The following is a 12,174-nucleotide window of genomic DNA, read 5'->3' on the forward strand; positions in this document are numbered from 1 at the left end:
GGGAGCTCGCCATGCCGAGACTGTTTACCGCCCTCGAAATTCCGCGCAATGCGGCGATGAGTTTGTCATTGTTGCGCGGTGGTCTGCCGGGTGCCCGGTGGATCGATGTGGAGAATTATCACATCACGATGCGCTTCATCGGGGACATAGACGGTCGCACCGCCGATGAAGTCGTCAACCGTCTCGATCGTATCGATCGGCCCGAATTCGAGGTTAATCTGACCGGAATAGGTTCGTTCGGCTCCAAAAAGCCGCACTCCATCTGGGCAGGTGTTTCTCCATCTGCAGAGATGAATGCGCTTCAAAGCGAGATCGAGCGCATCTGCCAGCGTCTGGGTCTCCCACCCGATCCGCGCAAGTTCACCCCCCATGTCACCCTTGCGCGTCTGCGCAGTTCCAGACTGGACGATGTAGTACACTATCTTTCCGGGCGTGGCGATTTTCGAACCTCGTCCTTTACGGTCGGGCGGTTCGTGCTGATGTCTTCCAAGGAATCAGTCGGCGGCGGGCCTTATATCGTCGAAGAGGCCTTTCCGCTTCAGGAGGCTTGGCCAGTCTCCAATTTGCCGATCAAGGACGTGCACCCGGAAAAAAGCATGGTGTAGACGGTCTGGAAACCGTCTTGCCCGCCATAGTAGGGATCTGGAACATTTGATCTCACACCAGTGGCATAGTCCGCGAACAGGTAAAGCTTCCTGGCGCAATGCTGCGGGCAGAGCGCCTTAAGGCTGGTAAGGTTGTCGTCGTCCATGGCAAGGATGAGATCGAAATCCTCGAAATCGGACGGTCTCACCTGCCGCGCCTTCTGTTTGGCAATATCAATGCCGTGGTCGCGCGCGACGGTGACCGAGCGTCGGTCGGGCGCATCGCCGGAATGCCATCCTCCTGTTCCCGCGGAATCGATCACGAATCGGTCGGCTATCCCCCGTTGAGCGATCAGATGCGCGAAGATACCTTCCGCCAGAGGCGAGCGACAGATATTTCCCATGCAAACAAAAAGGACTGCTGTGCGTTTCATTCCCGATCTCCACCAAAACTGTTGGGCGGTTTTGCGATGTAAGGCGATATAGATAAAACGAAGAGCGCAGCAAGATACGCAAACCGCGTGTCTTTTGCTCAATGAAAGGCAAAAAGATGCAATATCCCAAACTCGAAAAAGATGTGATCGACGCCGAACTGGCCAAGCTTGAAGGCTGGTCTTTGCGTGAAGACGGTCTGGCCATCGTCAAGGCTTACAAGTTCGCCAACTTCGCCGAAGCCTTCGGTTTTATGGCTGAGTGCGCCCTGGTGGCTGAAAAACTCAATCACCATCCCGAATGGTCCAACGTGTACTCCCGCGTCAAAGTATGTCTTACGACCCATGATTCACAGGGCGTTACAGAGCGTGACATCATGCTCGCTGGTGCGATGCAGAAGGCCGCAGGCGGACGCGGCGATTGAAGATAAGGCGTGAGGCCTTATATTATCGGTTATGACCACAGGACACACGACCATGGATGATGTGAAGATCGGTGAGATTTTGCTGCCGGGCGAACCCGACAGGCAAGAAGAGACCGAACGTCAGGTGCGATCAAAATTCTGGCCAAAGATGAAGCGGGTGGCCAGCAAAGTGCCGTTTGCACGAGACGCGGCTGCCGCCTATTATTGCGCCATGGACCGCGAGACACCGTTCCGCGCAAAGGGCATCCTTCTGGCAGCACTCGGTTATTTCATTTTGCCGATTGATGTCGTACCCGATATCTTCGCGGTTGTCGGCTTTACCGACGACATCGCAGTTTTGACGGCAGCCCTGGCCATGATCCGGGCCCATATCAAGATGGAACATTATGAAGCGGCCGATGCGGCCATTGAAAGGCTTCAGCAGGAGTAACGGCTCTGTGATTGCCTGTTTTCGACCCTGTTGGGCGCTGACAAATTCTTGCCTGAATTCTTGTGTCATTGCTCATGAAACGAGCACGTAAGTGTTCGCGGGCTGGCGCTGGGAGCCGCCGATCTGTTACATCTTGATGCAAATTTCGAATTTTCGCATTGGTGTTGACGGTTTGGTAACCGATCTTTAGCCAATATCAGCATGACGGACTTCACCTAGCATCGGCCCGGCGCAGCCGTTCGGCCAACTGGAAGACAATAAACCCGGCAGGAAATTCAATGTTTGTAAGAAGTGTAGCAACCGCAGTCGCCATTTTGCTGACCAGTGTCGGCATTGCCTCTGCACAGTCGCCCACGCGCATCCAGCAGTTCAATGCATGGGGTGCCTATTCGTACAAGTCGGGTAACAGCACCGTTTGCTATGCTCTCTCCATTCCAACCTCCAAGGAGCCGGCGAGCGTCGAGCACGGCGATATCTTCTTCATCGTCTCGCAGCGTCCTGGACAGAATATTTCTTACGAGCCACAGGCAATGGTAGGATACAGCCTTCGCGAAGGATCCAAGGTCAATGTGACCATCGACAGCAAGACCTTCGTGATGTTTACCAAGGATAAGGCCGCATGGGTCGAAAATGCTGCAGAGGAGCCAGCGCTCGTTGCAGCGATGAAGGGCGGCAAGTCGATGACTGTAAAGGCCACATCCGCCCGCGGCACCGCCACCAGCTACGCCTACTCCCTTTCGGGAATTTCGGCTGCGCTGAAGCAGGTCGAAAGCTGTAAATAGGCATAGCCGAAATGTGTCTTGTAATGGCCGGTCCTTGACCGGCCATTTGCGTTTTTGCTGCTTTGATGCTAAAGGCGCGTCAACAAGATAGGCGGATGCGCGAAAAGCGCTTCGCCTTTGATTTTTCACCACATGCAGACCACAGTCCGCCGCTTTGTTTGCGCGGTTTCTCTCTGCAATGGCTGATGGGATGAAGCAATGTCCGTACTGGAAGCAAGCGCCGGTCTGGTGATCAAGAAACCGATGGTTGCCAATATCGATCTGTTGGATGGCAAACCGTCATTGATCGGCATCACGCGCGAAGAGATGGCCGAAGCGCTGATGGATATCGGCGTGCCGCAGAAGCAGGCTAAAATGCGCGTCAGCCAGTTGTGGAACTGGCTTTACGTGCGCGGCGTCTCCGACTTCGACCACATGACCAATGTGGCCAAGGACCTGCGCGAAAAGCTGAAGACCCATTTCACCATCGCGCGCCCCGAAATTGTCGAGGAGCAGGTTTCCAACGATGGCACCCGCAAATGGCTGATGCGTTTTCCGCCGCGTGGCGCCGGCCGTCCTGTCGAAATCGAAACTGTTTACATTCCCGAAGAAGGTCGCGGTACCCTCTGCATTTCCAGCCAGGTTGGCTGCACGCTGACCTGTTCCTTCTGCCACACCGGAACGCAGCGTCTGGTGCGCAATCTAACGGCGGAAGAGATTTTGGCGCAGCTTCTGGTCGCCCGTGATCGCCTTGGTGATTTTCCAGACCGCGAAGCGCCGCAGGGCACGATCATGCCAGCCGAAGGACGCAAGGTGTCCAACATCGTGATGATGGGTATGGGCGAGCCTCTCTACAACTTCGAGCATGTCAAAACAGCTTTGCTGATCGCGACCGATGGCGATGGCCTATCGCTCTCCAAGCGCCGCGTGACGCTGTCCACATCCGGTGTCGTGCCGGAAATCTTCCGAACCGGCGAAGAGATCGGCGTGATGCTGGCGATTTCGCTGCATGCCGTGCGCGACGAGTTGCGCGACATGCTGGTGCCGATCAACAAGAAATACCCGCTGAAAGAGCTGATCGACGCCTGCCGCAACTATCCCGGCGTGTCGAACGCCCGCCGCATCACCTTCGAATATGTGATGCTGAAGGACGTCAACGACAGTCTGGAAGACGCCAAGATGCTGACGCAGCTGTTGAAGGGCGTTCCCGCGAAAATCAATCTCATTCCGTTCAACCCATGGCCGGGCACCAACTATCAGTGTTCGGACTGGGAGCAGATCGAGAAGTTCGCCGATTTCATCAACCATGCGGGTTACGCCTCGCCGATCCGTACCCCGCGTGGGCGCGATATCCTGGCGGCATGCGGTCAGTTGAAATCGGAATCCGAGCGCATGCGCAAGACCGAGCGCATGGCATTCGAGGCGATGATGATCGCCAATCACGGCGCGGACGACTGACCAAAAAAAGAATTGATGGGTCTGTCAGGCTTCCCCGATTGATTTCGTTTTAACGCTTTCTTAAAGAGGGCCAGAAAAGCGAAACAACCGGAGGAATACCCCATGCGCGCACTCGTTCTGGCGCTCGCCGCCGCAACCGCTCTTGCCCTGCCTGCGAAAGCGCAAGACGTGACCGTTGCCGTGACCGCAATCGTCGAACACCCGGCGCTGGATGCTGCGCGTGATGGCGTAAAGGCAGCACTTGCGGAAGCTGGCTACAAGGAAGGCGAAAATCTGAAATTCGTCTATCAGTCCGCACAGGGCAACCCCGGTACCGCGTCGCAGATCGCCCGCCAGTTCGTCGGCGACGCGCCTGACGTCATCGTTCCGATTTCCACACCGTCTGCCCAGGCTGTCGTTGCCGCCACCCGCGATATTCCCATCGTCTTCACGGCCGTCTCCGATCCTGTGGGAGCCCAGCTGATCAAGTCCATGGAAAAGCCCGGCCGCAACGTGACGGGCCTTTCCGACAGGTTGCCGGTTGCCGAGCATCTGGCCCTGATCAAGGAAATCACGCCAAACGCCAAAACCATCGGCTATATCTACAATTCTGCCGAGGCCAACTCTGTTTCGACGCTCGATCTTTTGAAGGCCGAAGCGGAAAAGGCAGACTTGATGGTCGTGGAATCCGTTGCCACGAAATCTGCCGAAGTGCAGGGTGCCACCCGCGCGCTAGTGGGCAAGGCCGACGTGATCTACGTTCCCACAGACAACACCATCGTCTCAGCCTTCGAAGCCGCTGCCGGTGTTGCGACAGAGGCCAAAATTCCACTGTTTGCCGCCGATACGGATTCCGTGGCGCGCGGTGCGATCGCGGCACTTGGCTTCAACTATTTTGACGTGGGCAAGCAAACCGGTGCCGTCGTCGTTCGCATCCTGAAGGGTGAAAAGCCCGGCGATATACCAGCGACCGTTGCCGTTGGCACCGATCTCGTTCTCAACAAAACGGCCGCTGCAAAGGCTGGCGTGACGTTTCCTGAGAGCGCAACAAAGCGCGCGACAAAGATCATCGAATGAAAGACCATCTGCCCTCTCCATCATCCTCGGGCCTGTCCCGAGGATCTACCGGCGTTCAGTGACAGTTGAACGGCGCCAGATGCCCGGGACAGACCCGAGCGTGACGAAGGAGAGATTGGCGGGCGAAATGGCAGTCTGACGACTGTTTCAATTGCAGCTCACTGCAAGGCGGGCGACAAATCAAGGACTTATCTCGTGAGCCAAATCGCATTCTGGGGTGCCGTCGAACTGGGGCTGGTTTTCGCCTTCGTCGCTATCGGCGTTTATCTCGCATTCCGCGTGCTCGACTTTCCCGACCTGACCGTGGACGGTTCGTTTCCGCTGGGTGCTGCCGTGGCTGCGGTATTGATTGTCGCTGGTTTTAATCCATGGGTCGCAACAGGCATTGCCATGGTCGCGGGTGCGTCTGCCGGTCTGGTGACGGCAGTTCTGAACGTACGGTTCAAAATTCTTAATCTTCTCGCCTCGATCCTGACCATGATCGCGCTGTTTTCCGTGAACCTGCGCGTCATGGGCAAGCCGAATATCGCACTGCTCAATCAGGAAACAGTCATTGAACCCTTCTACGGGCTCGGGATCGCCGAATATCTGCTGCGTCCGCTCTTCGTCGGCGTGCTGGTGGTGATCGCCGTTATTCTCGTCTGGCGTTTTCTGGAAAGCGATGCGGGCCTTGCCATGCGCGCCACCGGTGCCAATGCCCGGATGGCGCGGGCACAGGGCGTAAAGACCGGCAACCAGATCTATCTCGGCATGGCGCTCTCCAACGCGTTGGTCGCGCTTGGCGGCGCGCTGTTTGCCCAGACCAATGGGTTTGCCGATGTGACCGCCGGTGTCGGCACTATCGTCGTTGGCCTAGCCGCCGTTATCATCGGCGAGACGCTGTTCGGTTCACGCGGCATTCTGATCGCCCTCATCGGCTGCGTGCTCGGTTCCATCGCCTATCGTCTGGCGATCCAGTTGGCTCTGTCCAGCGATGCACTTGGCCTGAAAGCCTCCGACCTCAATTTCGTGACAGCCGTGCTGGTCGCCGTAGCACTCATTTTGCCGCGCCTGCGCCGTGGAGGAGCATCGTCATGATTTCCCTGTCCAATATCGAGGTCGTCTTCGGACGCGGTACGCCGCTGCAAAAGCAGGCACTGGCCAAGATCGATCTGACCATTGAAGATGGCTCCTTCGTCACCGTCATCGGTTCCAATGGTGCTGGAAAGTCCACCCTGCTCGGCGTTCTCGCTGGCGATGTTTTGCCCACAGCGGGCAAAGTCACCATCGGCGACGTGGACGTGACGCGCAAACCAACGGCCAACCGTGCCGGTCAGGTCGCCCGCGTGTTTCAGGACCCGCTGGCGGGCAGCTGTGGGGCACTGAGTATCGAAGAGAACCTCGCGCTTGCCGCAGCACGTGGCAAGACCCGGGGGCTTCTGCCTGCCCTTGGCAGCGGACGACGAGCGTTCTTCAAGGAGCGTATCGCGTCCCTCAACCTTGGTCTGGAAAACCGCCTGAAGGACCGCATGGACCTTCTGTCCGGTGGCCAGCGTCAGGCCGTTTCACTGGTCATGGCCACTTTGGCCGGATCTGACGTCCTGCTGTTGGACGAACATACGGCGGCACTCGACCCCGGCATGGCTGAATTCGTCATGCAATTGACCCAGACGGTCGTCGAAGAGCGCAAGTTGACGACGCTGATGGTCACGCACTCCATGCGTCAGGCGCTGGATTACGGCAACCGCACCATTATGCTGCATGCGGGGGAAATCGTGCTGGATGTATCAGGTGAGAGCCGCAAGGGCTTGCAGGTTGAAGACCTGATCGAGATGTTCCGCAATATACGCGGCCAGACATTGGATGACGACGAATTGCTGATAGGTTAGAATCGCCATAGAAAAACGCCGTGCGCCTGGGGTAGCACACGGCGTTTCATTGCACCGAAAAATTACATTTTCGGCAGCAGAACCTTGTCGATGACATGAATGACGCCGTTAGATTGCTTGACGTCCGCAATCGTGACATCGGCTACGTTGCCGCTCTCGTCGGTCAGCGTGATCTTGTTCATGCTCTGCTTGGCTTTCAGAATGCAGCCACCGACCGTTTTCACATCATGTGTGCCGCCATCGTCCTTGATCATCTTTTCGATGGCTGTCGACATCGCGTCAGCAGCGACGACATGGCATGTCAGGATTTTGGTGAGCTTTGCCTTGTTCTCAGGCTTCAGAAGCGTTTCGACGGTGCCCTTTGGCAAAGCGGCAAACGCTTCATTGGTAGGAGCGAAAACGGTGAAAGGGCCTTTGCCCTGCAACGTTTCGACCAGACCGGCAGCCTTCACGGCAGCGACCAGCGTGGTGTGATCCTTGGAGTTCATGGCGTTTTCGACGATGTTCTTGTTTTCGGACATGGCGGCCCCACCCACCATCGGGTTCTTGGCTTGGGCTGCGAATGCGACGGTCGAAACGGCTGCGGCTAGCGCGATCATGCGCAGGCTGGACTTCATCATGGCGTTTTCTCCTCTGGTTCCGCCAATCGCCACCGGCGTTTTTGCAGGTGACGTATCCGGTTACAGGGAGACTTACGGGTGATGTTCAGACGAAGTTTCAGCCGTGGTGGTTTTTTCTTAAAAAAATAACGATTTTTTAAATTCAGAGCTGCCGCGTTGTCCCGCTAGCCAGAACCGGGCCGGTTGGTTTGCCAGTGGGTGAGCCTCCATAAGGCTCAAGGCTGACAGCCAGCGTCATGCCATCTTTAAGCTGGTCTCGCATCTTGACGGGAACGACCATTTCCGCGTCCTTGTGGGGATCGACCACGCCCAGCGAATGCGGTGTTCCATCGGCATTCACCAGCCAGAGCTCAAGCGACTTTTGCTGATTTTCACCGGCGGCCATCGGCGTCAGGACCATTTTTCCCGAGTGCGCGTTGTAGGCAACCATCACCGCCATAGGAACATCCGGTGAGGACAGTTCGGCCATATAAGACATGCGTGTGGGTTGCTCAGGTGTCCGCACATTGAAAGCGCTGACGAGGACAACCAGTGCAGCGGCGGCACTGGCCATGGCTGTCATGCCGCGCCAGAATGCGAGCGAACTCCACAGCCCCGATATCGATGCTTTTGATTGATGCGGTGTACCGAACAATCTCTTTTCTATCTTCGCCAATGTTGCGGCAGGCGGGGTGTCGGGTTCATAAGCACTGTTCAGGCCAGAGAAATGCGTCTCCCAGTTCTGTACCAGACGTGCAAACGCATCATCCGTCAGAATGCGCGTTTCGACCTTCTTGCGGTCAGTAAACGACAGTACGCCCAGAACATATTCTGCGGCAATCGCGTTATCGCGGGGGGCGTCCCCCTTATTTTGCTCGGATGCCGTCATCTCTCCATGCACTCTTTGAGTTTGATAAGGCTACGCCTCAACCATGTCCGCATCGTATTCAGGGGTACAGCGTAATGTTCTGCAAGCTCCAGATAGCTCATGCCATCCAGATATGCGCGCTTTACGGCATCTGCACGGGTGTCTTCCAGTTCCGCCAGACACAGGTCTATCGTCCGACCAGTGTCCTTGTTCAATGTCGCCTGTTCCGGGTCAGGTGAACCGTCAGTCAGATCAGGCACGTCATCCAGTTCACTCGCAACAGGTTTGCGCACGCGAATCATATCGATCGACTGATTGCGCGCAACCGTGGCCATCCAGCCTTCCGGCGTTCCTGCCATGGCCGAAAACAAGTGCGCACGCTGCCAAATCTTGACGTAGACCTCTTGCAACGCCTCATCGGCGTCTGTCCGGTCTTTGAGTATACGCAGGCAGATGGAAAAAAGTTTCGGGCTCGTCTGTTTATAGAGCAAAACAAATGCATTGCGATCCGACAATGCAACGCGGCCGATTAAAGTACCAAGGTCTTCATGCCGCATCATGCCATCCCGCCAAAGCCCATAGGTACGCCATGCCGCTATTTAGCCTGAGCAAAGAAAATCTTGAAGGCGAAAAGCGAAAACACACCGGCAATCGTATAATCCAGCCCGCGCAGGACCTTGCGATTGCTTTGCAGCCAGCCTGAAAGCCGATCCGCAGCAATGACGATAGCGATGCCGATCGGTAACGCGACGATGATCGACCAGAGACCGAGGAAAATCAGCTTTCCTGTGACGTGGGGGTCGGAGGCGCTGACGAATTGCGGCAGGAACGTCATGAAGAAGATGATGACTTTCGGGTTGAGCAGATTGACCCAGATACCGTTCAGCAGTGCAGACGTCAGCGAAGCCTCTGCCTTCTGCTCCTTCGGGCGCTCCATGACGAAATTCGAGCCTTTGCGGATGGCCTGAATCGCCAGCCAGACGAGATAGGCCGCCCCACCCGTTTTCAAAACCAGAAAGGCCGTGGGAGACGCAACGATGAGGGCCGCAACGCCGAAGGCAACAAGCATCGTATGCACTGTAATGCCGAGATTGGTGCCGACCAATGTCATGAAGCCGGACGCCCGACCTTCACGCAGGGACCGGCTGATCCACAGCGTCATGTCAGGACCCGGCGTCACCGCCAACAACAGAATGGCGACGGTAAAGGCAATCAGGGTAGGCAGGCTGGGTATGAAATCCACGGCGGCACCACATTTTGGAAAGTTGGATACGCGTTCATAACGCCGTTTCCAGAGCCTGCCAAGCCAGAGAAGGCAAGACCGCGCCCGAAGGCGCGGCAGGTATATCAGCTATTGAGAAAAGACTTGAAATCGTCGCTGTAATCGTCGTGCCAGCGCGACAGTGGCGGGCGGTTTTGAACGATGTCGTTGGCCGCCCAGAGGATACGTTTCTCGTCCGTTCTGCGATCCACATCGCCATCCGGGCACAGAATGTAAAAATCGCCGTTGCCGATGCTGTCGACCATGAAATCGACCGTCTGTTCGCTGGTCCATGCACCAGATGGCTTTTCGGTTCGGCCATTGGCGGTAAGACCGGTAAAGACAAAGCCGGGGATGAGAAGATGCGCGAAAATTTTGCTGTTCGGTGTGTTCCGCAGTTCGTGCTGCAAGGCTTCGGTAAAGGCCTTCACGCCGGCTTTGGAAACATTATAGGCGGGATCGCCTGGTGGCGTGGTGATGCCCTGCTTGGAGCCTGTGTTGATGATGAGGCCCTGTTCGCCATGGGCCAACATGCCCGAACCGAATACCCGGCTGCCGTTGACGACGCCCATCAGGTTGACACCGAAAATCTTGTCCCAGTTTGCCTGCGGCCCGAAGATGGCGCTGCCGGGCTGTACGCCCGCATTGTTCATTAGCACATGCACACGCCCGAAACGCTGAATGACGGCGCGCTCCAGCGCTTCCAGTTCATCGAGTTTCGAAACATCGGTGGGAATGGCGACGATCTGCGCCTCACCACCGTCGGAAATCTGCGCAATCTCGCTTTGGGCGTTGCTTAGCTTTTCACCGTCGAGATCGACCAGCACGACGCTCATGCCGAAGCCGGCGAACTTGCGGGCGGCGGCAAGGCCGATACCGGAGGCTGCGCCTGTCACCACGGCGACATTGTCTTGCACGAATGCAGGGTGAAGTTTTGTCATTGGTTTCTCCTTTTCGCTGACGCTTTAAAAGTTCGGCAGCGATGTCCCGTGGAACCATGCGCTCTCGTAACGCTGCCCACAGTCTAGTCCTATCGGCTCGCCAAGTCACATGAAGATGAGCCCGTTCCAACTTTGGACGATTTTGCATTTTTGTTGCACCAGCCGATAAACTCGCTAAAAGTGCCGAAATCCCAAGGAAATGGCGATATCCTGACGTCGCCGACACGCAAATGGATTTCACTGATGGCTCTTCCAAAAGACGTAAAGAAAGTCGTTCTCGCCTATTCCGGCGGACTTGATACCTCGATTATCCTCAAATGGCTCCAGACCGAACTGGGTGCGGAAGTCGTGACCTTCACGGCAGACCTCGGCCAGGGCGAAGAGCTTGAGCCGGCCCGCAAGAAAGCCGAGATGATGGGCATCAAGGAAATCTATGTTGAAGATGTGCGCGAAGAATTCGTTCGCGATTTCGTGTTTCCGATGTTCCGCGCCAACGCCGTTTATGAAGGCGTCTATCTGCTGGGCACCTCGATTGCCCGCCCGCTGATTTCCAAACACCTGATCGACATCGCCAAGAAGACCGGCGCCGACGCCATCGCGCATGGCGCGACCGGCAAGGGCAATGATCAGGTTCGCTTCGAGCTGTCCGCCTATGCGCTCAACCCCGACATCAAGATCATCGCGCCTTGGCGCGACTGGGATTTCAAGAGCCGTACGGATCTTCTGAACTTCGCCGAACAGCACCAGATCCCGGTTGCCAAGGACAAGAAGGGCGAGGCTCCTTTCTCCGTCGATGCCAACCTGTTGCACTCCTCATCCGAAGGCAAGGTTCTGGAAGATCCAGCGGTCGAGGCACCTGAATACGTGCATATGCGCACCATTTCCCCGGAAGCAGCGCCAGACAAGGCAACCATCATCAAGGTCGGCTTCCGCAAGGGTGATGCCTGCTCTATCAATGGCGTCGAGATGTCACCTGCGACAATCCTTGCCACGCTGAACGATTACGGTCGCGACAACGGCATCGGTCGTCTCGATCTTGTCGAGAACCGTTATGTCGGCATGAAATCGCGCGGTGTTTACGAAACACCCGGTGGCACGATCCTGCTGACGGCCCACCGCGCCATCGAATCCATCACGCTCGACCGGGGTGCAGCCCACCTCAAGGACGAGATCATGCCGCGCTATGCGGAACTCATTTACTACGGCTTCTGGTTCTCGCCAGAGCGTGAAATGCTACAGGCGCTGATCGACAAGAGCCAGGAGCATGTCGATGGTGAAGTCACGCTGAAGCTCTACAAGGGCAATGTCATGGTCATCGGCCGAGAAAGCGACAAGTCGCTCTATTCCGACACGCTGGTTACCTTCGAAGACGATCAGGGCGCTTACGACCAGAAGGATGCGGCAGGCTTCATCAAGCTCAACGCCCTGCGCCTGCGCACTTTGGGCAAGCGCAACCTTGGCAAGTAAGTCTGTTCAGATATGATGTCAAAAG

At 56.6% G+C, this 12,174-nt stretch carries 15 protein-coding genes; 9 read left to right on the forward strand and 6 right to left on the reverse strand.

Annotated features, from left to right (window positions below):
* The first annotated feature begins 11 nt into the window (after positions 1-11).
* Positions 12-605: an RNA 2',3'-cyclic phosphodiesterase gene (gene thpR / locus GGQ73_RS11710; protein WP_183896419.1), complete on the forward strand. Its 594-nt coding sequence runs from the start codon at positions 12-14 to the stop codon at positions 603-605.
* Here the strand turns inward: thpR and GGQ73_RS11715 are convergent.
* Positions 539-1,018: a low molecular weight protein-tyrosine-phosphatase gene (locus tag GGQ73_RS11715; protein WP_183896420.1), complete on the reverse strand. Its 480-nt coding sequence runs from the start codon at positions 1,016-1,018 to the stop codon at positions 539-541. The two genes, thpR and GGQ73_RS11715, sit on opposite strands and share 67 nt — an antisense overlap.
* A 116-nt stretch (positions 1,019-1,134) precedes the next feature.
* Here GGQ73_RS11715 and GGQ73_RS11720 point away from each other — a divergent pair, with 116 nt between their 5' ends.
* The 7 genes from GGQ73_RS11720 to GGQ73_RS11750 all read left to right on the forward strand — a co-directional run bounded on the left by GGQ73_RS11720 (position 1,135) and on the right by GGQ73_RS11750 (position 7,013).
* A complete protein-coding gene (locus GGQ73_RS11720; protein ID WP_183896422.1) occupies positions 1,135-1,440 on the forward strand; it encodes a 4a-hydroxytetrahydrobiopterin dehydratase in 306 nt (101 codons plus the stop codon).
* Between the two features lie 52 nt (positions 1,441-1,492).
* On the forward strand, positions 1,493-1,870 hold the full coding sequence (locus GGQ73_RS11725) for a YkvA family protein (protein ID WP_174154343.1): 378 nt from the start codon (positions 1,493-1,495) through the stop codon (positions 1,868-1,870).
* Positions 1,871-2,148: 278 nt separating this feature from the next.
* Positions 2,149-2,652 carry an invasion associated locus B family protein gene (locus tag GGQ73_RS11730; protein WP_174154344.1) on the forward strand — a complete coding sequence of 168 codons (504 nt, stop codon included), beginning with the start codon at positions 2,149-2,151 and terminating at the stop codon, positions 2,650-2,652.
* Between the two features lie 243 nt (positions 2,653-2,895).
* On the forward strand, positions 2,896-4,089 hold the full coding sequence (gene rlmN / locus GGQ73_RS11735) for a dual-specificity RNA methyltransferase RlmN (RefSeq protein WP_412762975.1): 1,194 nt from the start codon (positions 2,896-2,898) through the stop codon (positions 4,087-4,089).
* A 102-nt stretch (positions 4,090-4,191) separates the two neighbouring features.
* Positions 4,192-5,145, forward strand: coding sequence for an ABC transporter substrate-binding protein (locus GGQ73_RS11740; RefSeq protein WP_183896424.1), 954 nt, complete (start codon positions 4,192-4,194; stop codon positions 5,143-5,145).
* A 195-nt stretch (positions 5,146-5,340) separates the two neighbouring features.
* Positions 5,341-6,222 carry an ABC transporter permease gene (locus GGQ73_RS11745; protein WP_183896426.1) on the forward strand — a complete coding sequence of 294 codons (882 nt, stop codon included), beginning with the start codon at positions 5,341-5,343 and terminating at the stop codon, positions 6,220-6,222.
* Entirely contained in the window at positions 6,219-7,013 is a 795-nt protein-coding gene (locus GGQ73_RS11750; protein ID WP_183896428.1) for an ABC transporter ATP-binding protein, read from the forward strand. The genes GGQ73_RS11745 and GGQ73_RS11750 overlap by 4 nt, the downstream gene beginning before the upstream one ends.
* 62 nt (positions 7,014-7,075) lie before the next feature.
* Here GGQ73_RS11750 and GGQ73_RS11755 read toward each other — a convergent pair whose 3' ends face one another.
* From GGQ73_RS11755 to GGQ73_RS11775, 5 genes are all read right to left on the reverse strand, one after another.
* Complete coding sequence (locus GGQ73_RS11755) at positions 7,076-7,633, reverse strand: fasciclin domain-containing protein (RefSeq protein WP_174154349.1); 558 nt, start codon at positions 7,631-7,633, stop codon at positions 7,076-7,078.
* 142 nt (positions 7,634-7,775) lie between these two features.
* Positions 7,776-8,501, reverse strand: a complete 726-nt coding sequence (locus GGQ73_RS11760; RefSeq protein WP_183896430.1) for an anti-sigma factor — start codon at positions 8,499-8,501, stop codon at positions 7,776-7,778.
* Positions 8,498-9,037 carry a sigma-70 family RNA polymerase sigma factor gene (locus GGQ73_RS11765; RefSeq protein ID WP_183896433.1) on the reverse strand — a complete coding sequence of 180 codons (540 nt, stop codon included), beginning with the start codon at positions 9,035-9,037 and terminating at the stop codon, positions 8,498-8,500. The genes GGQ73_RS11760 and GGQ73_RS11765 overlap by 4 nt, the downstream gene beginning before the upstream one ends.
* 38 nt (positions 9,038-9,075) lie before the next feature.
* Positions 9,076-9,723, reverse strand: coding sequence for a LysE family translocator (locus tag GGQ73_RS11770; RefSeq protein WP_183896434.1), 648 nt, complete (start codon positions 9,721-9,723; stop codon positions 9,076-9,078).
* Positions 9,724-9,827: 104 nt separating this feature from the next.
* A complete protein-coding gene (locus tag GGQ73_RS11775; RefSeq protein WP_183896436.1) occupies positions 9,828-10,682 on the reverse strand; it encodes an SDR family NAD(P)-dependent oxidoreductase in 855 nt (284 codons plus the stop codon).
* 243 nt (positions 10,683-10,925) lie between these two features.
* Between GGQ73_RS11775 and GGQ73_RS11780 the strand changes: the two genes are divergently transcribed.
* Positions 10,926-12,149, forward strand: coding sequence for an argininosuccinate synthase (locus GGQ73_RS11780; protein WP_183896438.1), 1,224 nt, complete (start codon positions 10,926-10,928; stop codon positions 12,147-12,149).
* Positions 12,150-12,174 lie beyond the last annotated feature (25 nt).

This window comes from Rhizobium skierniewicense, from assembly GCF_014196515.1.
Taxonomy (GTDB): domain Bacteria; phylum Pseudomonadota; class Alphaproteobacteria; order Rhizobiales; family Rhizobiaceae; genus Agrobacterium; species Agrobacterium skierniewicense.

Excerpts from the sequence above, each read along its gene's own strand:
- thpR (WP_183896419.1), top strand. The coding sequence starts at position 12 with ATGCCGAGACTGTTTACCGCCCTCGAAATTCCGCGCAATGCGGCGATG.
- GGQ73_RS11715 (WP_183896420.1), bottom strand. The coding sequence starts at position 1,018 with ATGAAACGCACAGCAGTCCTTTTTGTTTGCATGGGAAATATCTGTCGC.
- GGQ73_RS11720 (WP_183896422.1), top strand. The coding sequence starts at position 1,135 with ATGCAATATCCCAAACTCGAAAAAGATGTGATCGACGCCGAACTGGCC.
- GGQ73_RS11725 (WP_174154343.1), top strand. The coding sequence starts at position 1,493 with ATGGATGATGTGAAGATCGGTGAGATTTTGCTGCCGGGCGAACCCGAC.
- GGQ73_RS11730 (WP_174154344.1), top strand. The coding sequence starts at position 2,149 with ATGTTTGTAAGAAGTGTAGCAACCGCAGTCGCCATTTTGCTGACCAGT.
- rlmN (WP_412762975.1), top strand. The coding sequence starts at position 2,896 with ATGGTTGCCAATATCGATCTGTTGGATGGCAAACCGTCATTGATCGGC.
- GGQ73_RS11740 (WP_183896424.1), top strand. The coding sequence starts at position 4,192 with ATGCGCGCACTCGTTCTGGCGCTCGCCGCCGCAACCGCTCTTGCCCTG.
- GGQ73_RS11750 (WP_183896428.1), top strand. The coding sequence starts at position 6,219 with ATGATTTCCCTGTCCAATATCGAGGTCGTCTTCGGACGCGGTACGCCG.
- GGQ73_RS11755 (WP_174154349.1), bottom strand. The coding sequence starts at position 7,633 with ATGATGAAGTCCAGCCTGCGCATGATCGCGCTAGCCGCAGCCGTTTCG.
- GGQ73_RS11760 (WP_183896430.1), bottom strand. The coding sequence starts at position 8,501 with ATGACGGCATCCGAGCAAAATAAGGGGGACGCCCCCCGCGATAACGCG.
- GGQ73_RS11765 (WP_183896433.1), bottom strand. The coding sequence starts at position 9,037 with ATGCGGCATGAAGACCTTGGTACTTTAATCGGCCGCGTTGCATTGTCG.
- GGQ73_RS11775 (WP_183896436.1), bottom strand. The coding sequence starts at position 10,682 with ATGACAAAACTTCACCCTGCATTCGTGCAAGACAATGTCGCCGTGGTG.
- GGQ73_RS11780 (WP_183896438.1), top strand. The coding sequence starts at position 10,926 with ATGGCTCTTCCAAAAGACGTAAAGAAAGTCGTTCTCGCCTATTCCGGC.